Here is an 18499-nt window from a genome sequence, read left to right as displayed (position 1 = left end):
CAGGTTCCTGGCTTTTTGTTTTAGCGCAGTTTGCGTTTTAGATTATTCACGATCGTCCAGTTGCGTGCCAGTGGCTCCACGTAAGGCAGTTCCACCATGATGTAGACGCCTTTTTCATCCATAATTTTCTCAGTCAGATACTTCTTTTCAATCAAGGAATTCACGTCGTCAGCTCGGATTAGTTGTCCTAACTCTTTCATGGATTCATTTTGAACATCGGTCAGATCCACCTTGTACAGGCCTTTGTTGTTTGGCTCCACACGGCGGGCAAACAGTAAAATGCCATTCAGAATGCTGACCTCCTGATCCGACAGGGCTGGCAGACGGTCTTTGTCTTGTTTGAACAGCCACTCGTTGTACCAGTCGACGAACGAGAAAAGCTCCTGAGGTTTTAGATTGGTGACTTTCTGCGTTCCATCCCCGCGGTCTTCCTGAGTCAAGTAGCCAAGTTCGGTCAGAGCATTCACCACGCTCTGCATTTTGTTGGTGGCTTCCTGGAAGATCTGAATCGTGTAATTGCGAATCAGAACCGAAGAAAAACTTAAAGCCCCGTTGTCTTCGGGTTTACCATACTTATTGCCGACCAGATTTAAAATTGAAATATATTTGTTCACGATGTGAGGCGGGAAGCGCTCTTCATCAGGATTGGTGTTTTCCAGCAGACGGATTTTTTGATTCGCATCACGCAGTTTTTCATTCAGCGTTTTCATGATTGCGCGAACCCACACCGGCAACTGATCCATTTGTTTGTTCAAAGAGTCGTAGGGAAGTGCGATGACTTCGGAATCTTTGGTGGCCTTCACGTTGGCGCTGCGTGGTTTTTTATCAAACAACGCCATTTCGCCAACCATGGCGCCGGGTTGAATTTCCGCGATAACAACTTCAGTGTTGCCTTTGCTTTTGGTGATAGCGAATCCACCTGTTTTAACGATATACATGGCATCTGGAGCGTCCCCATCTCTGAATAGATAGGTGTCTTTTGCCACTTTCTTTGCCTCTGCCACGAAAACCCCACTCTCAAGTACGTGAATTTTTATTATCTATGGGAATCTTAGGCAGGGCAATGCAGTGCTGGACTTAGGTGGGTTGGATCGGGGTGGGTGTTTCAGACTTAAACGGCCTTCCCTGGGGAAAGCCGTTTAAAATGAAATTAGAATGTCATGGGCTTGCAGTCAGGAGCAATTTTCATTTTGCCCTCTGTGGCTGCCAGTACCTTTTCCGGAGACAGATCCGGGGCGTATTCCTTCAAAACAAATCCTTCAGGTGTGATTTCGATCACGCCGAAATCGCTGACGATTTTCTTGATGCATTTTACACCGGTCAAAGGAAGGGTGCACTTGCTGCGCAATTTGGAGTTTCCTTCTTTGTCAGTGTGTTGCATGGCTACAATCACGTTGCGAGCGCCGGCAACAAGATCCATCGCGCCCCCCATGCCTTTGACCATCTTGCCTGGAACCATCCAGTTGGCGATGCTGCCGGTTTCATCAACCTCCATCGCACCCAAAACCGTCAGGTCCACATGACCCCCGCGGATCATCGCAAAGCTGTCAGCACTGGAAAAGAAGCTTGCTCCCGGCAAAGCCGTCACAGTTTGTTTTCCGGCGTTGATCAGATCCGCATCGACATCGGCTTCTTTGGGGAAAGGACCCATGCCCAAAAGACCATTTTCGCTCTGTAACATAACGAATTTGTCTTTTGGGATGTAGTTGGCGACCAATGTAGGAATCCCGATTCCCAAATTTACGCAGTAACCATCTTCAACTTCTTGAGCGATACGTTGTGCAATTTGCTCTCTTGTTAATGGCATAAACTTTCCTAACCTTTGGCAATCGTTTTTTGTTCAATGCGCTTTTGGTAGTTCGTACCTTGGAAGATACGCTGAACATACACGCCTGGAGTGTGAATCTGATCCGGATCCAGTTCGCCAATTTCCACCAGCTCCTCGACCTCGGCCACTGTGATTTTTCCAGCGGTCGCTGCCATCGGATTGAAATTGCGTGCAGTTTTGCGGAAGATCAGATTGCCAAACTTGTCGCCTTTCCAGGCTTTCACAAGGGCAAAGTCACCGACGATGCCTCTTTCCAGAACATAGTCACGGCCATCAAAGTTTTTAATCTCTTTGCCTTCCGCCACCAGAGTTCCCACTCCAGTTGGAGTGTAGAATCCCGCGATACCCGCGCCACCGGCGCGGATTCTTTCGGCTAAGGTTCCCTGTGGGCAGAACTCAAGCTCCAGTTCGCCGCTCATGTAAAGCTTTTCGAACAAGGCGTTTTCGCCCACATAAGAGGAGATCATTTTTTTGATCTGGCGTTTTTGCAAAAGCAGACCCAGACCGAAGTCATCCACACCTGCGTTGTTGGAAACGCAGGTCAGATTTTTCACGCCCATTTCATTCAGGACCGTGATGCAGTTCTCCGGGATGCCGCAAAGACCGAAGCCGCCCAAGACCAGAGTCATGTTGTCCTTGACGTCAAAGAGCGCACTCTTGGCGTCCTTAAAAACTTTTTTGCTCATGACTAAGCCTTCTCGATGATCAAAGCCACCGCTTCGCCGCCACCGATGCACAAAGTAGCCAAGCCATAGCGCTTGTTGTGCGTGTGCAAAGCGTGAACCAAAGTTGTCAAAATGCGCGCGCCGGAAGCGCCGATCGGGTGACCGATAGCCACCGCACCACCGTGAACGTTGACTTTGGCAGCCGGGATCTCAAGCTCTTTCATTGCCACCTGAGTGACAACAGCAAAGGCTTCGTTGATCTCCCAAAGATCAATGTCGCCCACTTTTAGGTTGGCTTTGGCCAAAGCGCCTTTGATAGCACCCACAGGGGCTGTGGTGAAGTATTTTGGATCATGAGCGAAAGTGCCATGCGCCACGATTTTCGCCAAAGGTTTGATACCGCGTTTTTTTGCTTCAGATTCAGACATCAAGACGTGAGCCGCAGCACCATCATTGATTTTGGAAGCATTAGCCGCAGTGATGGTGCCAGTTTTGTCGAAGGCAGGTTTCAAGCCTGGGATTTTGTCGAAGTTCGTGTTGAACGGTTCTTCGTCCTTATCCACAGTCACAGCGCCTTTGCGACCTTCAACAGTCACAGGAGCGATTTCGTTTTTGAACAGATTCTTAGCCCAGGCATCCTGAGCTTTTTTGTAGGATTCAACTGCGAAAGCATCTTGTTCTTCACGAGTGAAGTTGTGCTCTTTCACGCAGATTTCCGCCGCATTTCCCATGTGGAAGTTATTGTATGGATCCCACAGGCCGTCTTTGATCATGGAGTCTGTCATTTGTGTTGGACCCATGCGGTAACCAGAACGGGAGTTTTCAAGCAAGTGCGGCGCCAAAGTCATGTTTTCCTGGCCGCCGGCAACAGCGATTTTTGTGTGACCCAAAGCGATGGAGTCAGCCGCCAGCATCACAGATTTCAAACCGGAGCCACAGACTTTGTTGATGGTCAAACATGGAGTGGAATTTTTAAGTCCGGCAAAAAGAGCTGCCTGACGAGCGGGAGCCTGGCCCACGCCTGCAGTCAGAACTTCACCCATGATGCATTCGTCAATTTCGTCAGCAGAAACACCTGCGCGAGTGATGGCTTCTTTGATGGCCACAGCGCCCAGTTTGGGTGCTGGTACGGAAGCAAAACCACCTTGGAAGGAGGCTACGGGAGTTCTCACACTGCTCACAATTACGACATTTTCCATTTTTTACCTCTTTAGCTTTTTGTCCAAGCTTTTCTCTTGGGCTTGGGGGCCCTTGCAAATTTATTGTAAATGCCCGCATACTTTTTTATATTTTAAAGGCAGAGTCAAATGCCAGGGTTAAGGAGTCAACGCATGTCAGCGATCAGTTTCATTCTTGTCCACCTCGTTTTTCAGCCACTGATGGCCGCCACATTTGAAGTTCCCGTCTCTGAAGGTGATCGCCTGGTCCTGAAAGGTCTGGAGGCGCAAGTTCAGATGGTGGGGCAACCCGGCACTGCGCTGCGTGTATCTGGGGTGGAGCAATCTAGTGCGGAAGGTTTGTTCACGATCGAAAAGAAAAATAATATCATCGAAGTTCGTATGAATGAATACGACGGCAAAAGAACCTGGCTGAACATCTTGCCGAAGGCCGCTTCACAAATGAAAAAAATCGAAATTATCGGCCCGGCGCTTCCCGCGGACGTTCAATTGCGCGGTGGGTCTGTGGTGGCGCAGAAATGGAACAAAGACTTGAAAGTGAGCCTGACTCAAGGGCGTGTGGCCTCCGTAAACGGCGCGGGGTCTTTGCAGGTCTATGTGCAAAAAGGGGATGTGTCCGTGGTGGATCACCTGGGGAAAGTCAGTGCAGACTCCTATTCTGGTTCCATGACTTTGAAGAGCATTCAGGGGGACGTTGAGGCGTCCCTTTTCTCGGGGCAGATGAACGTTGAAAAAGTGCGCGGCTTCCTGATTGTTTCAGCCCAGCAGTCCACGGCGAAGGTCAATCAAAGCAACGGAACCATTCAGTTTGAAAGTGGCAAGGGCAGCCTGAATATTCAGGGTTTCCAAGGACGCATCGAGGGCCAGAATCAGGACGGCGCTGTGACGATTGGTATGGCGTTGGATTCGGAGGTGGATGTGAAGTCCAAGTCGGGTCGCGTGAGTATTCAGACGCCGCCGGGTTCAGGAGCCAGTCTGAATCTGATGACGGTGGAAGGTGAAATTGTCGTTCCGCCAGAAGTTCGTGTGACGAAGTTGAGTGCAGAGAAAACGGCACGTGGTCGTTTGCGTGGCGACGCGCCGAGAGGAAGCATTTTTGTGCGCAGTCAAGAAGGCACTATTTCAGTGAAATGAGTTGACAGCTTTTCTCAAATGTCTGACAGATGGAATGATCTCTAAAGCACTATCTAGGTAGAACTATGGCAAAAATCGTAAAAAAGAAGCCCGCAGCCAAGGCTGCAGCAAAACCAGCTAAAAAAGCGCCCGCAAAAGCGGCGGCCAAGCCAGCTCCAAAAAAGCCAGCTCCTAAGGCCGTTGTGAAAAAGAAGGCTGATAAGGCCCCTGTAAAGGTGGCAAAAAAGCCTGAGGCGAAGAAAAAACCGGAAGTAAAGCCTGCGAAGGCACCGGTGAAAGCTGCCAAAGAGACCAAGGAAGTTAAAGAATCCAAGGTCGAAGCGGCAAAAAAGCTGGAAAAAAAGGTCACGCCACAGCCGGTTCCTGAAAAAGCGGCGCCTAAAAAAGAGGCAAAAGCCCCTAAAAAAGGCAAAGCTAAAAAGGAAAAGGAAGAGGACGAGCTGGAAGACGATTTTATCGCCGATGACGACCTGATGGGCGATGAGATCGGTGAATACGAAGAAGAGCTCAAAGCCGTCGAGGAATCCGAAGAGGAAATCGAAGTCGACGAAGAGTGGGTTTCTGAAGAAAAGGTCAAAAACGACGAAGAAGTGGTTTTGACTGACGCAGAGGGTCGCAGATACTGCCGCGCTCGCGATTGCGATCAGATAGCTGTCGTGGATGCTTATTGCCGTTACCACTACCTGATGTTCTGGAAGAAGATCCAAGTTCGTAAGAAGATCCTTCAAGATGGCAAGCTTGAGCGCTACGTGGAAGAACTGACGTCCCGTTATCCAGACAAGTTCCTGGAAATGATCCGCCGTGATTTGCGCACGGAAAAAGACTTCCTGGCCGCTATCCAAGAGCTGGAGATTGACGAATCAGCAGTGGATAATGAGTTTGAAGAGGATAACAGCGCGTTTATCGAAGAAGTCAGAGGGATGGGAGAGGGCTCTGGTTCCGGCGTAGAAGACGACGAATACTAGTCGGCTGGTGAAAAAGGCCCAATCGACTGCGTTGTCGGGCCTTACCCTTCACTCCGACGTACTAAAAGTACGCCTCCGTTGCGGGTAAAACCCTCCGCCTTGCGCTTGAACCTTTTTGACCAGCCTTGAAGCTGGGCTTAAAGGAGCATTTAAAAGAATTTTGAAGACCTGCCTGATGAGGGTGGGTCTTTTTTTTGGTTTTTTTGATGTGCTTAGGTGCGTTAATGGCTGTAAATTTTATTGCAAATGGGAAATCTCAACATTACTACTAACCGCGGTTACTCAAATATAAGTCAGAGATAGGGTCTGACGTTTCTACCTGCCACCGTAAAGGGCAGTCTATTTGGAGCGGATATGTTTAAGCGCGCAGCTTTATTTGTTGTGGTTTTGTTCTTTGCAACCTTGTCTCAAGCATTTGAGGCATTTCCTAAAGGGCCGGACGAAGCGTTGACACCGGGCGCCCTTTGTAACCGTCCTAGCGAATACCGATATCCTGAAAAAATCAAATACTGCGAACGTGATGTGTCCACATCTCAAAAAGCAGCTATCTTCCAAAAGTACGATCAACTTGGTTACAGAACTCGCTCTATGAAGCGTCAGGCTTTCAAGATCGATCACTACATTCCATTGTGCGCAGGTGGCAGCAATGACTCCAGAAACTTGTGGCCTCAGCATGAAAGTGTCTATGAGATCACGGACAAGTTGGAAGCTTTGATCTGTGAGAAAATGGCGGCGGGCCGCTTGTTGCAAAAAGATGCCGTGGAAATCATCATTCAGGCTAAACATCACCTGGATGAGGTTCCGACGATTGAAGCTCGTGTAAGAGCTCTCTAATTTACAAGAATATTCTCTCTGTCGAGGGGGCGCCCATGTCTGACGAAGGCATGGGCATTTTTGTTTTTAAGGTCTTTGATTTGCAGATTGAACCGCATTGAACTGCGCAGTGATCCGAGCGTAGGTTCCGTTGCTGATGATGGTTTGTAAGCCTTTTTCCAGGATGGCGGCGTACTTGCTTCCGTCTTTGTGTTTCTTTGAAAAGCTAAGGTACAGGCCTGTGCGGGAGATGACTCCCAAGGGTTTGACCTTTTTGCTTACGGCAGGGTTGTTCCGCAATAGATGGGCCGCTGTCAGGCCCCAAAGAACGGCATAGTGAACGCGTCCGCTGGCCAGCTTTTCCAGCTGGGATCTTTCAGTGGGACCGGGTGAGTGGGTGATACGTTTGTTCTGCAGAAACTCTGTAGGATAAGTGTAGCCGTTGGTGGTTCCGACAATTTTTCCTTCCAGATCATTAAAGTTCGTCGGGCGTTTGGTTTCATTCAGCGCTCCGTAAACAACCATGTCTGCTTCAAAAATAGGTGTCGAATGAAAGATGTACTTCCCTTGGGTTTCGATACTGATCACGGTGTCAAAGCAGCCCAGAGCCTTGCCTTCGTCCACCTCATGCAGACAACGGGCAAAGGGCACGGGGCGGGTGATGACTCGAACTCCCTGTGATTTAAAGGCGGCTTTTACTATATCGGGTGCAAGACCGATGACGTCTTTATAGTCTGGCGAGGCTGATGCATAGGGAGCCCAGTCGTCCTCACCATTGATGATGATAGTCTCAGATCGAGCGGCGAAGGTCGTGCAGAATAGAAGCAAAAAGAGGGCATTTTGAATCATGATAGATTCTCATTATCTCTTGTTCGTGAGAACGAACCAAGTGAAAAAGAATCTTGTTCAAGAAAGCGCAACTATTCTGTTCTGCGGAATTTTGGGAAGCTTTTTAATGCAAAGACTTCTTCCCTTTTCCTCCAAACATTTTGGGGCCTTTGTCTTCCTCAGAGTCGTCCTCGCTCTCGGTTTCTGAGTCTTCGTCGGTGAAGTCATCTTCATCGCGAGGAGGAGAAAGTTCTTCGCTGAGTTCTGCGCGGCTTAAGGCATCTTCGTCCATTTCATTTTCGTCATCATGAAGCATTTCGTCTTCACTCAAACCTAAAAGTTTGTTGGCTTCAGCCTCCAAAGATGAATTTTCAGTTGAGAAGCGCAGATAGATTTTTTTGCCTTGAAAAGGAACTTCTTTCCAAGTGTAGGGGAAGTCGACTTCGCCGTTGTTTTCCAGATACTCCATCATCATGCTGGCTGCTGCATCGACACAGTTGTGGATGCGTGTGATGGCGTCTTGCTGTTCCTGAGAATAGTTCATGGAAACTTCGAAGTTCGCCTGAGCCAAACGACCTTCTTCCAGATAACCAACGCGTAGCGCAATTTCTTCCTGGTAAATGCGGCCTTCGATAAGAAGTTCGGCGTTGCCAAGATACTGGGCGAAGTTTTCTTTGAAAACTCCCAAAATCTGATCTGAGTACTCTTTAGGGAAGGCGGTCCATTTTTTTGAGCTTTTCAGTCTTGGGTTCATGAGCAGATCTCCATCGAACTTCATTTTTTGACATTTCTAAGACGCTCCTCTATAACTCAACTTTTTTGATGACACAAGAGGTAAGAACTCGTGGATAACATCACTCAAAATCCTGAAAGCGTTGAGAAAAATACGGACATCGGCATGGGTCGAGGGGTCTATATTTCCACTTACGGTTGTCAGATGAACGTGAATGACACGGAACGAATGTACGCCCTCTTGGAGATGCAGAACTTCGTTCCTGTGCGCGATCCGAAAGAGGCGTCGCTGATCATTATCAACTCCTGCAGTGTGCGTGAAAAGCCGGTGCACAAGGTCTATTCCGAGGTCGGCACTTACAAACACATGAAGCGTAAGAATCCGAATCTGAAAATCGGAGTCGGTGGGTGCGTGGGGCAGCAGGAAAAAGAGAATTTGATCAAGACTCAGCCCATGATCGACTTTGTCTTCGGAACCGATCAGATCGACAACCTTCCACAACTGGTGGCACAGTCGTTCGCTGGCGAAAAGAAACTGGTCAACTCCCGCTTCCAGCACAGGACGCCTTATCATATTGAAACTCTGGTGCGAAATCCCGGTGTGGCGACCTATGTGAATATCACCAAAGGGTGTGACAACTTCTGCACTTTCTGTGTTGTGCCCTACACACGCGGACGTGAAAAGTCCCGCCCGGTTCAGCACATTCTGACTGACATTCGTCATCTGGTGAAGCGTGGAGTGAAAGAAGTCACGCTTCTCGGGCAGAATGTAAACTCTTACAAGGGTGAAGAGGGCGTTGATTTTGCGGATCTGCTGGCCTTGGTGGCCAAAGAAACCGATATTGAGCGTATTCGCTACACGACGTCTCATCCCAAGGACTTCAATCAGAAGTTGGTGGATGTGATGGCTGAGCATTCTGATAAGATCATGGAATATATCCATCTGCCTTTCCAGGCTGGCAGCACCAAGGTGTTGGAGCGCATGAATCGCAATTACACCCGGGAAGAGTATCTGCAGCGGATTGCCATGATTAAAAAGGGCCTGCCAAATGTCTGCTTTTCGACTGATATCATCGTGGGTTTCCCTGGCGAAACGGAAGAGGATTTCCAAGACACTTTGAATATGGTGACGGAAGTCGGATTTGAGACGATCTTTGCTTTCGCCTATTCGCCACGTCCGTTCACAAAAGCGGCGAAGTTCGAAGATCAGGTGCCTGAAGACGTCAAAAACGAACGACTGAATCGTCTTTTTGATGTTCATGAGGCTATGGCCTTTGAGGCTGTGAAAAAGTACGAGGGCACCACCATGAAAGTTCTGGTGGAAAGTGTGGATCGGGATCACGGAAAAATTCAGGGACGCAGCACCAGCAATAAGCTTGTGCACTTCCTGGGGACGGCGGATTTGATCGGTAAAACGGTCGATGTGAAAATCACCAAAGCCTTCCCTGCGGTGTTTAGAGGAGAGATGGTTTAATCATGAAAGAAGTTTTGGATTTTGAGAATTTCAAAGCGCAAATCGTCTTTGCAAATGAGACTCAGGAAGAGGAAATCTTCCATCAAAATGAGCTGGTGCAACTTTTTCCTTACGGGCTTTCCGTGACCACAGATGCGACTCGCCCTTTTTTGCTGTTAAAGGACGAAGGGCATCAGTACACGCTTCCGGTGGCGGTCAGTGCGATTGATGCCGGGGTTGCGTTGTCTCAAAGCAATCGTATGATACTGGAATCATCTCCGCACAAGTTCACAGCGATGCTTTTGAGTTCTTTGGGACTTGAAATCAAACAGGCTGTCTTTGTTGAAATTAAAGGAGCCCATCAGTATCTGCGTCTTTATATCAGCGGCCATCCGCAGATGAATTCGGTGAAGCTGCGTGCGGATGAGGCCATGTCGTTGTGTTTGTATCTGCAAGTGCCTCTATTTGCGACAAAAAGCTTTATCGGTCGTTCTCGTGTGATGAGTGCTGAGACTGAGGGCGCTGCACAAAAGTTGCAAAATTTTGGTCTGTTGGACAAAGGATCTGGATATTTGAACTAGTTTTTGTAATCATTGAGGCATGCATCATCTGCCTCATTTGATTACGGATCTTGGTTTTATCCTGATGATTGCAGCGTTGTCGACGCTGTTGTTTAAAAAGCTCGGCCAGCCTCAGGTTCTGGGCTATCTGATTGCGGGCTTTCTGGTAAGTCCCCATGTGCCATTTCTTCCGACGGTTGTAGACAAGGCGAGTATTCAAGTCTGGTCAGAGATCGGCGTTATCTTTCTTTTGTTCAGTTTGGGTCTGGAGTTCAGCTTTAAGAAGCTCTTCAAGGTCGGGGGGTCTGCAGCCTTCACGGCCGTCTTTGAAATTATCTTTATGATCGGCTTTGGTTATCTGGTCGGGCGCATGCTGGGCTGGAACAACATCGACAGTTTGTTCTTCGGAGCCATTCTGTCAATGTCCTCAACCACGATTATTGTCCGGGCATTCCATGAATTGGGAATGAAAGGGCAGAAATTTGTAGAGCTGGTGTTCGGGATTTTGGTTGTTGAAGACATTGTTGCGATATTGCTTCTGGTGCTATTGGCGGCGATTGCCGGATCCGGCGCGGTCTCCGGATCGGAGCTGGCCTTTTCAGGTCTGCGTCTTTTGTTCTATATCGCCTTGTGGTTTGTCGTCGGTATTTTCCTGATTCCGATCTTCTTAAGGAAGATTCGTCGGCTTCTGGAAGAGGAAACCCTGCTTCTGGTGTCCTTAGGTCTTTGCTTTATGATGGTGATTATTGCCGCGGGTGTGGGGTTTTCCCCGGCCCTGGGAGCTTTTGTGATGGGATCCCTGCTGGCTGAAACCCCCGAAGGCCATAAAATGGAGCATGTCCTGACACCGGTGAAAAATCTTTTTGCCGCCATCTTCTTTGTATCCGTGGGCATGATGATCGATCCCAAGGTCCTGATTGAGCGTTGGGATTTGGTGATCCTTGTGACCTTGGTGACGATTGTCGGTAAGTTCATCAGCACCTTCCTGGGGGCGATACTTTCCGGACAAAGCAGAAAGAAGTCTTTCCAGGCGGGGATGAGTCTGGCGCAAATCGGAGAATTTTCATTTATCATTGCGTCTTTGGGCGTGACGCTGAAAGTGACCAGCGACTTTCTTTATCCTTTGGCGATCGCCGTTTCGGCGGTGACCACATTCACGACACCTTACCTGACAAAAGTGGCGGAACCCGTGTATCGCTGGGTTGAGGCTCGACTTCCGGAAGGTATTAAAAATATGCTGGACCGTTATCAGGCGTCTTTCAATCGGGAAGGTTCCAACGGTGTGGGCTCTTTGATTCTGAAAACCTATGGCATCAAAATTCTGCTTAATACCGTGATGGTCATTGCCATTCTGGGGGCGTACAAAGCCTTGCTGAACGCAGAGGTTCAGCGCTACATGGAGCAAAGTCCCTGGGCCGGCAGCATTTCATTGTTCATCTGTCTGGTCTTGATGGCTCCGTTCTTCTGGGGCTTGGTGATGGGAGGACCTTCTTTAAAAGCGCAGCGCGAATTTGAAGAGCTGGAAAAGCTGCGGGGTCTTCAATTTGGAATCTTTGTTGGGCGTATTGTTCTGGCCTTGTTGCTTTTAAATGCTGTTGTCATTCAGTTTGTGACTTTGAAGATGGCTTTGGGGCTGATCGTGGCGGTGATTGCGATTGCCGCGCTGGCCGGACAGTTCTGGGTTCGCCGTTTGTATCAGTTTATTGAAAAAAACTTCCTCAAGAATCTGACCGAAAAAGAGCGGAAAGAGCTGATTACTTCAGATGTGGCGAAACATTTTCTTCCTTGGGATGCGAGCTTGGGAAGTTACGATCTTTCAGCAGAGTCGGTGTTGGTGGGGCAGAATCTGCGCAGTCTTTCATTTAAAGAAAAGTACGGCGTGAATGTGGCAGCAGTGTATCGTGGCTCCAAGCGTTATTTTGCGCCAGATGGAGAGTTTGTCCTGTGGCCCTATGATAAGTTGATTTGTTTTGGCAGTGAAGAAGAGCTGCAAAGCTTCCATACGTTCCTTGAGCAGGAAAAGGCGGCGCAGATTCTGAATCCTGAAGCAGTCACGCGGCAAGAAGATTATCGTTTGTCGTCCTTTGTGGTGAATGAGTCCTCCAAGTGCAAAGATAAAACTATTCGCGACAGCGGGATTCGAGAGGCCTACCACGGCATGGTCGTGGGGATTGAGCGAGGTCCGCAGCGGATTTTGGGCCCGCGGGCCAGTTTTGTTCTGCAAGAGGGGGATCTGATATGGCTGGTCTCTGACAAAAAGCAAAGTTAGGTGACAGTTTAAAACTCTTTTCATTGCTTCAGGCCTCTTCCGCTACCTAAAATTTTAGCAGGAGGGGCTATGCCGACCCTGGGCCTTGTTTTATCTGGTGGTGGTGCCCGTGGGGCTTATCAGGCCGGTGTTATTGCGGCGATAGCCCATATCTGCTCGCGCCAGAAAATTGAAAATCCTTTTCAAATTTATTCCGGAGTCAGTGCCGGGGCTATCAACGTGGCCTTGCTAGCGGCACAAGCTTCCAACTTTGTTCCCAGCAGTAAAAATTTGGTCAACCTCTGGAGTAAAATCGACAGTGACAATGTTTTCTACGCCGACTTGATGGCACTGTCCCGTGGGGGCTTGCAGTGGATGACCGAACTTTCCCTGGGAAGTCGGGGTAAAGATGGCATGGCCTTGAGGTCGCTGCTGAGCACTCATCCGCTGAATACCTTTCTGACGGAGGCCTGCAAGTTTCAGGAAATTCAGAAAAAGATCAATGCGGGACAACTGCAAGCGGTGTCAGTGTCAGCATTGGATTATGAGAGTATCGCCACGGTGACATTTTTTCAGGGGCAATCTGATTTGCCGACTTGGGAGCGTGGAATGCATCGAAGTGAAAAGGCGATTTTGGGGGTGGAGCATGTCATGGCCTCCTCGGCTATTCCACTGCTGTTTCCTCCTATTCAGATTCAGGGGCGTTACTATGGCGACGGCTGTATTCGCAATCAGTCGCCTTGTGGTCCGGCCATTTATCTTGGGGCCGAGCGGGTGATTGCCATCGGTGTGCGTCGTCGGCAGGACACGTTCTACAGTTATCACAATAAAGGCGACTCGGAGGTTCCTACGGTGGCTCGCGTGGCTAATGTTTTAATGAACGCGGTGATGATGGATGGGCTGGAGTCCGATATTCAAAGAATCAATCAGGTCAATGACAGCTTGAGTGCGTTGTCGACGGAGGAAAGATCGCGGGTTGCCATGCGTAAAGTCGATGCTTTGTGGATTGCGCCTTCGGTTGATTTTTCGGAATTGGCAAAAAAAAGGGAAGGCGATCTTCCGCGAATCATTCGCTATATTTTGCGTGGACCGGGGTCATTGGATGAATCCAGTGAGATGTTCAGTTATCTGATGTTTACTCCCCATTACTGCCGTCAACTGATCGATATCGGTTTTTCGGATGGGATGAAAGAACAAGATCGTATCGCAGAGTTCCTGACGCAGAATAACCAGGAATCTGTCAGGAAAACGTCAAGATCCGCATAGTACAGGTTGCCTCCTGAGACTTAAGACTTTAGCCTTAAAGTTGAGGTGTTTATGAGTGAATTAGTGCGTGCCCGTGGCAAATCCCCGGTTATTGCTGAAAGAGTCTTTATTGCTGATAACGCCCGAATCATCAGTGATGTGGAAATTGGTGAAGGGTCCTCCATTTGGTACAATGTGGTGGTTCGTGGCGACGTGATGCCTATCCGTATTGGCAAAGAGGTCAATGTTCAGGATGGCAGCGTCTTGCATGGTACCTATGGAAAATGGGGAACCACGCTTCATGATCGTGTGACGATTGGACATCTGGTGATGTTGCATGGTTGTGAGATTGGTCGAGGCACCCTGGTGGGAATGGGTTCCATTGTGATGGATGGCTGTAAAGTCGGCGAACATTGTTTGATCGGTGCCGGCACGTTGTTGGTCGAAGGCACAGAAATTCCGCCGCGCAGTCTGGTCGTGGGGCGACCCGGAAAAGTGAAAAGGTCATTGACGGATGAAGAAGTGGCGCTGCTGGAAAAATCCGCCGATAACTATCTTCTCTACAAGACCTGGTACGAATAAATTATTGTCCCGGTTTTGCTTGAACTGAAGGGGATTTCCGCACAAAATAACAAAAACCTGCCTCTAGGAGCTTTGTTATGGATCGTGAAGTCCCTTACGCATTGACGTTCGACGATATTCTTCTTCTTCCCCGATATTCTGAGATCACCCCCACGGATGTGGTGCCTCGCTCGCTGTTTGCTCGCGGAAAGTACCTGAATACGCCCATTATTTCTGCGGCAATGGATACGGTGACAGAAAACCGCATTGCACGTGTGATGGCTCAGCACGGTGGCCTGGGGATTATTCATAAAAATATGGACATCGAAAAACAGGCCTTGGAAGTCGAGAAGGTTAAAAAGTACGAAAGTGGAATGATCATGGATCCGATCACACTGGGGCCTGATCACCTTGTCGAAGAAGCCGTAACGTTGATGGAGAAGTATTCCATCAGCGGTGTGCCAGTGACGGTGAACGGCGAGCTGGTGGGGATTTTGACCAATCGCGATCTGCGCTTTGAGGAAAACTTTAATCAACCCATTCGTAATCTGATGACTAAAGAAAATCTGGTCACGGCGAAAATGGGAACCACGTTGGATGAAGCAAAAAAGATCCTGCAAAAACACCGCATCGAAAAATTGCCGGTGGTGGACTCCAAAGGAAAGCTCAAAGGACTGATTACGATCAAGGATATCGAAAAAGCCAAGAACTATCCACAGGCGACCAAGGACGAGCACGGACGTTTGTTTGTCGGTGCTGCGGTGGGTGTGGGGGCGGACTCCCGCGACCGCGTGGAGGCTTTGGTGGCCGCCGACGTGGATGTGTTGTGTGTGGATACGGCTCACGGGCATTCCAAAAACGTAATCGAAATGGTGAAGTATATTTCTCAGAAGCACAAAGATGTGATTGTGGTGGCTGGTAACGTGGTGACCGCCGAAGGGACTCTGGCCCTGCTGGACGCCGGTGCGGAGGTTGTGAAGGTCGGTGTTGGCCCGGGAAGTATCTGTACAACCCGCGTGGTGGCCGGAGTCGGTATGCCGCAGATCTCTGCGGTGATCGAGTGCGCCAAGGTGGCGCGCGCTCGTGGAAAAACCATTATCGCAGATGGAGGCATCAAGTTCTCGGGTGATATCACCAAAGCCCTGGCCTTGGGGGCTAATTCAGTGATGATCGGAAATCTTCTGGCCGGGGCTGAGGAATCTCCGGGAGAGACCATCTTGTTCCAGGGGAGAACTTATAAGGTTTATCGCGGCATGGGCAGTTTGGGTGCCATGTCCAAAGGCTCTAAAGATCGTTATGGTCAGATGGATGTGGAAGAAAATGACAAGCTTGTCCCGGAAGGCATTGAGGGCAAAGTGGCTTACAAGGGTTCCGCTTCCGGTGTGATCCATCAGCTTGTTGGTGGTTTGAAGTCCGGTATGGGATATGTGGGCGCACGCAATATCGATGAACTGCAAAGCAAGGCGAAGTTTGTGCAGATCTCTGCCATGGGGCTGCGCGAGTCTCACGTTCACGATGTCAGTATCACCAAAGAAGCTCCTAACTACAGAAGTGAGTCGTAAGTTATGCGTGGTTTTGTTATTCTTGATTTCGGTTCCCAGTTCACCCAGCTCATCGCCCGCCGCTTGCGCGAACTGGGTTTTTATTCAGAAATTCATTCTTTCGAATATCCTACGGCAGAGATTCGCAAAAAAAATCCCTATGGAATCATCTTGAGCGGTGGTCCGAACTCGGTTTATGAAAAAGGTTCTCCGCAAAGAGACGTCGCCGAGCTTCGTAACATAAGTCCTGTGATGGGTGTTTGTTATGGGATGCAGCTTTTGACTCATCAGTTGGGTGGAAAGGTCACGAAGGCGGATCATCGTGAGTACGGCTTGAATTATGTAACATGGTCCAGTCCAGTTCCAGGGGTTCCGCAAAAACAGAAAGTTTGGATGAGCCACGGCGACGTGGTTGAGAAGGTTCCGGAAGGTTTTTCGATCATCGGTATGTCAGACGGTCATCATCCTGCGGCGATGCAGGGGCCAGGCGTTCTGGCCGTGCAATTCCATCCTGAAGTGGCGCACACCGATCATGGTTTAGATCTTCTAAAGTATTTTGCCTCTGGCATGTGTCAGGCTCCGGCAGACTGGGATGCGCCTCATATCAAAGATATATTGATCAAGGAAGTTCAGGAAAAAGTGGGCCCGACAGATCATGTTCTGGTGGGCTTAAGTGGTGGTGTGGATTCCACCGTGGTGGCGACACTGCTGACTAAGGCTTTGGGGGCAGAGCGGGTTCATTGTGTGTTCGTTGATAATGGATTGCTTCGAAAAAATGAATTTGAAGGTGTCTTGGAATCCTACCGCCGCATCGGTTTGAATGTGAAGGGCGTGGACGCCTCGGAAGAGTTTTTGTCTGAGTTAAAAGGCAAGGAGGATCCGGAGGACAAACGCAAGACCATCGGTCGTGTTTTTATCGAGGTTTTTGATAAGAGCTACGATCACAGTTTGCCGATCAAGTGGCTGGCCCAGGGGACGCTGTATCCGGACGTGATTGAAAGTGTGTCTTCGATCGGCGGCAGTGTGACCATTAAATCGCATCACAACGTAGGTGGTCTGCCAGAGAAGATGAAGCTTGGTTTGGTCGAGCCGGTGCGTGAACTGTTTAAGGATGAAGTGCGTGCGCTGGGGGCGCAGTTGGGTTTGCCTCAGGAAATGTTGTGGCGTCACCCCTTCCCGGGACCTGGCTTGGCCATTCGAGTGTTGGGTGAGGTCACGAAAGAGAAATTGAAAATTCTTAAAGAGGCGGATGAAGTTTATATTTCAGAGCTTCGCCGGCGCGGTCTTTATGAGAAAATTTGGCAGGCTTTCTGTGTGCTCTTGCCGGTAAAGACCGTGGGTGTTCAAGGGGACTCCAGAACCTATGATCACGTGCTGGCGTTGCGTGCTGTGACCTCCAGCGATGGTATGACCGCCGACTGGTATCCCTTTGAATTCCAGTTTTTGCGTGAGGTGTCCAATCTGATCACCAACAAAGTCAAAGGTGTCAACCGCGTCGTCTACGACATCACCAGTAAACCCCCCGGCACCATCGAGTGGGAATAATCCAAGGTACCTGCTTACTTTTGCAGAAGCAGCGCATTGATCGCAGCGCTTCTGCAAAACGGTGGTGAACCCTCCTAGGGAGGGTGCTGCAACAGGTATCTTTTATGTTTTTAATGATGTTTCTGTAACTGCTTTTGTTGGTGGGGCTTTGTTAGCCTCGATGAAATGAAAACAAAAGCACTTCAGAAATTTTCTAAAGGTATTACATTATTGATCGTTCTTTCCTGTGTGGCGGCCTTGGCTGCTGCCGGACAGATTCTTTTTGAGAGTTCGGGGATTTCTAGTTTTAAGTTAAAACAGACCGAAGAAGGAATGCGGGTTATTCAGCGAGCCTCGCAGGACTATCAGACCTACCGTCGTTATACGGAAGAGGGCGGGGATGAACTGTTCCTTGTTTCCAGTGCAAAGACTTCAGAACAGTACCTGGACGCAGAGGGCATTTCGGGCAGTATTTCCTGGAGCGTGCGCAAGGGGGATCGCTTGCAGCAGGTGCTGTGGGGAAAAACAGAAACTGTGACGGAACTCACCGTGCATGACAGTTATCCTGTGTTGGTGTCAGGGCAGGTGGGATGTTGTGCGGAAATGACGGGGTATCGACTGTTTAATCTGGAAACAGGTCGTTTGCTTATGTCGTTCAATGATTTCAACTATCGCCAGAAAGTGACTCAACCTTTCTCTTTGGAAGTCCCAAACTCGCCTCTGGCGATTCGATTTATCGGTGTGATTTCTCAAGACAGCACGCGCGATCGTGACTTTGTTGATCCTGTGGCAGGTAAACAAGCCACGTTGTTGATCAAATATGCCAACGAAATGCTTCGTCAGAAAATCCAGGTGGATATGGAAGTTCAAGAAGGTTATGCGCCCAGTGTTTTAGAGGTTCGCTTGGAAAAAGATCCGACAGCTCCTAACAGTGATAAGATCGAATTCCGTGAAGATCAGGCGACCTTGTGGAATGTCGACGGAACGACCCTTCCCAGTCATATTTCCGGAGTGCTTCTTAAAGTCGTCTTGGATGCGGGTCTAGGTCAGAAAGTCATCAAAATTCCAGTAAAAAACGACAGATTGGATCTGAATTCGGCCCAAATTCCTGAGGGAGTTTCTATTCATCCCATCGTGCAGCTCCGAACAATGTAACGCAGTGTGAAAGTTGCACTGGAATACCCCCTTTTATTGAATCAAAAAGGGGGCTAAGATATGAAATTG

At 49.1% G+C, this 18499-nt stretch carries 17 protein-coding genes and 1 riboswitch; of the genes, 11 read left to right on the top strand and 6 right to left on the bottom strand.

Translation table 11 applies throughout. The features are described 5' to 3' along the window. Positions 1–20: 20 nt before the first annotated feature. The 4 genes from ACZ5ZV_RS10085 to ACZ5ZV_RS10070 all read right to left on the bottom strand — a co-directional run bounded on the left by ACZ5ZV_RS10085 (position 21) and on the right by ACZ5ZV_RS10070 (position 3692). Positions 21–1004, bottom strand: a complete 984-nt coding sequence (locus ACZ5ZV_RS10085; protein WP_464121315.1) for a cyclic nucleotide-binding domain-containing protein — start codon at positions 1002–1004, stop codon at positions 21–23. A gap of 146 nt (positions 1005–1150) precedes the next feature. After that, positions 1151–1807: a CoA transferase subunit B gene (locus ACZ5ZV_RS10080; RefSeq protein WP_464121314.1), complete on the bottom strand. Its 657-nt coding sequence runs from the start codon at positions 1805–1807 to the stop codon at positions 1151–1153. 8 nt (positions 1808–1815) lie between these two features. Then, positions 1816–2514: a CoA transferase subunit A gene (locus ACZ5ZV_RS10075; protein WP_464121313.1), complete on the bottom strand. Its 699-nt coding sequence runs from the start codon at positions 2512–2514 to the stop codon at positions 1816–1818. Positions 2515–2516: 2 nt separating this feature from the next. Continuing rightward, the gene (locus ACZ5ZV_RS10070) at positions 2517–3692 is read right to left on the bottom strand and encodes a thiolase family protein (RefSeq protein WP_464121312.1); all 1176 of its coding nucleotides are present in this window, start codon (positions 3690–3692) and stop codon (positions 2517–2519) included. 132 nt (positions 3693–3824) lie between these two features. Here ACZ5ZV_RS10070 and ACZ5ZV_RS10065 point away from each other — a divergent pair, with 132 nt between their 5' ends. From ACZ5ZV_RS10065 to ACZ5ZV_RS10055, 3 genes are all read left to right on the top strand, one after another. Further along, complete coding sequence (locus tag ACZ5ZV_RS10065) at positions 3825–4805, top strand: DUF4097 family beta strand repeat-containing protein (RefSeq protein ID WP_464121311.1); 981 nt, start codon at positions 3825–3827, stop codon at positions 4803–4805. Between the two features lie 65 nt (positions 4806–4870). Beyond that, a complete protein-coding gene (locus ACZ5ZV_RS10060) occupies positions 4871–5770 on the top strand; it encodes a hypothetical protein (protein WP_464121310.1) in 900 nt (299 codons plus the stop codon). 264 nt (positions 5771–6034) lie between these two features. Next, a riboswitch (purine riboswitch) is annotated at positions 6035–6132 on the top strand. Continuing rightward, entirely contained in the window at positions 6125–6604 is a 480-nt protein-coding gene (locus ACZ5ZV_RS10055) for a hypothetical protein (RefSeq protein ID WP_464121309.1), read from the top strand. Its footprint overlaps the riboswitch before it by 8 nt. Positions 6605–6670: 66 nt before the next feature. On the opposite strand, the gene ACZ5ZV_RS10050 is transcribed toward ACZ5ZV_RS10055, so the two are convergent. Continuing rightward, complete coding sequence (locus tag ACZ5ZV_RS10050) at positions 6671–7432, bottom strand: substrate-binding periplasmic protein (protein ID WP_464121308.1); 762 nt, start codon at positions 7430–7432, stop codon at positions 6671–6673. A gap of 103 nt (positions 7433–7535) precedes the next feature. Beyond that, positions 7536–8189, bottom strand: coding sequence for a hypothetical protein (locus ACZ5ZV_RS10045; RefSeq protein WP_464121307.1), 654 nt, complete (start codon positions 8187–8189; stop codon positions 7536–7538). Between the two features lie 66 nt (positions 8190–8255). Here ACZ5ZV_RS10045 and miaB point away from each other — a divergent pair, with 66 nt between their 5' ends. From miaB to ACZ5ZV_RS10005, 8 genes are all read left to right on the top strand, one after another. After that, complete coding sequence (gene miaB / locus ACZ5ZV_RS10040; protein WP_464121306.1) at positions 8256–9617, top strand: tRNA (N6-isopentenyl adenosine(37)-C2)-methylthiotransferase MiaB; 1362 nt, start codon at positions 8256–8258, stop codon at positions 9615–9617. A gap of 2 nt (positions 9618–9619) precedes the next feature. Next, positions 9620–10177: a bifunctional nuclease family protein gene (locus tag ACZ5ZV_RS10035; protein ID WP_464121305.1), complete on the top strand. Its 558-nt coding sequence runs from the start codon at positions 9620–9622 to the stop codon at positions 10175–10177. Between the two features lie 19 nt (positions 10178–10196). Continuing rightward, complete coding sequence (locus ACZ5ZV_RS10030; protein WP_464121304.1) at positions 10197–12425, top strand: cation:proton antiporter domain-containing protein; 2229 nt, start codon at positions 10197–10199, stop codon at positions 12423–12425. Between the two features lie 69 nt (positions 12426–12494). Beyond that, entirely contained in the window at positions 12495–13670 is a 1176-nt protein-coding gene (locus tag ACZ5ZV_RS10025) for a patatin-like phospholipase family protein (protein WP_464121303.1), read from the top strand. A 51-nt stretch (positions 13671–13721) separates the two neighbouring features. Continuing rightward, a complete protein-coding gene (locus ACZ5ZV_RS10020) occupies positions 13722–14231 on the top strand; it encodes a gamma carbonic anhydrase family protein (protein WP_464121301.1) in 510 nt (169 codons plus the stop codon). Positions 14232–14308: 77 nt separating this feature from the next. Further along, positions 14309–15772: an IMP dehydrogenase gene (gene guaB / locus ACZ5ZV_RS10015; RefSeq protein ID WP_464121300.1), complete on the top strand. Its 1464-nt coding sequence runs from the start codon at positions 14309–14311 to the stop codon at positions 15770–15772. A 3-nt stretch (positions 15773–15775) separates the two neighbouring features. Continuing rightward, the gene (gene guaA, locus ACZ5ZV_RS10010; protein ID WP_464121299.1) at positions 15776–17296 is read left to right on the top strand and encodes a glutamine-hydrolyzing GMP synthase; all 1521 of its coding nucleotides are present in this window, start codon (positions 15776–15778) and stop codon (positions 17294–17296) included. A 165-nt stretch (positions 17297–17461) separates the two neighbouring features. Further along, complete coding sequence (locus ACZ5ZV_RS10005; RefSeq protein WP_464121298.1) at positions 17462–18430, top strand: hypothetical protein; 969 nt, start codon at positions 17462–17464, stop codon at positions 18428–18430. Positions 18431–18499: the final 69 nt, after the last annotated feature.

Source organism: Bdellovibrio sp. HAGR004 (genome assembly GCF_055397015.1).
The sequence above is the reverse complement of the archived record's forward strand: the minus strand, read 5'-3'. Positions and strand labels throughout refer to the sequence as shown.

Coding starts and splice junctions, on each gene's coding strand:
- ACZ5ZV_RS10055 (WP_464121309.1), top strand. CDS start 6,125: ATGTTTAAGCGCGCAGCTTTATTTGTTGTGGTTTTGTTCTTTGCAACC.
- guaB (WP_464121300.1), top strand. CDS start 14,309: ATGGATCGTGAAGTCCCTTACGCATTGACGTTCGACGATATTCTTCTT.
- ACZ5ZV_RS10020 (WP_464121301.1), top strand. CDS start 13,722: ATGAGTGAATTAGTGCGTGCCCGTGGCAAATCCCCGGTTATTGCTGAA.
- ACZ5ZV_RS10005 (WP_464121298.1), top strand. CDS start 17,462: ATGAAAACAAAAGCACTTCAGAAATTTTCTAAAGGTATTACATTATTG.
- ACZ5ZV_RS10065 (WP_464121311.1), top strand. CDS start 3,825: ATGTCAGCGATCAGTTTCATTCTTGTCCACCTCGTTTTTCAGCCACTG.
- ACZ5ZV_RS10080 (WP_464121314.1), bottom strand. CDS start 1,807: ATGCCATTAACAAGAGAGCAAATTGCACAACGTATCGCTCAAGAAGTT.
- ACZ5ZV_RS10025 (WP_464121303.1), top strand. CDS start 12,495: ATGCCGACCCTGGGCCTTGTTTTATCTGGTGGTGGTGCCCGTGGGGCT.
- ACZ5ZV_RS10060 (WP_464121310.1), top strand. CDS start 4,871: ATGGCAAAAATCGTAAAAAAGAAGCCCGCAGCCAAGGCTGCAGCAAAA.
- ACZ5ZV_RS10045 (WP_464121307.1), bottom strand. CDS start 8,189: ATGAAGTTCGATGGAGATCTGCTCATGAACCCAAGACTGAAAAGCTCA.
- guaA (WP_464121299.1), top strand. CDS start 15,776: ATGCGTGGTTTTGTTATTCTTGATTTCGGTTCCCAGTTCACCCAGCTC.
- ACZ5ZV_RS10075 (WP_464121313.1), bottom strand. CDS start 2,514: ATGAGCAAAAAAGTTTTTAAGGACGCCAAGAGTGCGCTCTTTGACGTC.
- ACZ5ZV_RS10070 (WP_464121312.1), bottom strand. CDS start 3,692: ATGGAAAATGTCGTAATTGTGAGCAGTGTGAGAACTCCCGTAGCCTCC.
- ACZ5ZV_RS10035 (WP_464121305.1), top strand. CDS start 9,620: ATGAAAGAAGTTTTGGATTTTGAGAATTTCAAAGCGCAAATCGTCTTT.
- ACZ5ZV_RS10030 (WP_464121304.1), top strand. CDS start 10,197: ATGCATCATCTGCCTCATTTGATTACGGATCTTGGTTTTATCCTGATG.
- ACZ5ZV_RS10050 (WP_464121308.1), bottom strand. CDS start 7,432: ATGATTCAAAATGCCCTCTTTTTGCTTCTATTCTGCACGACCTTCGCC.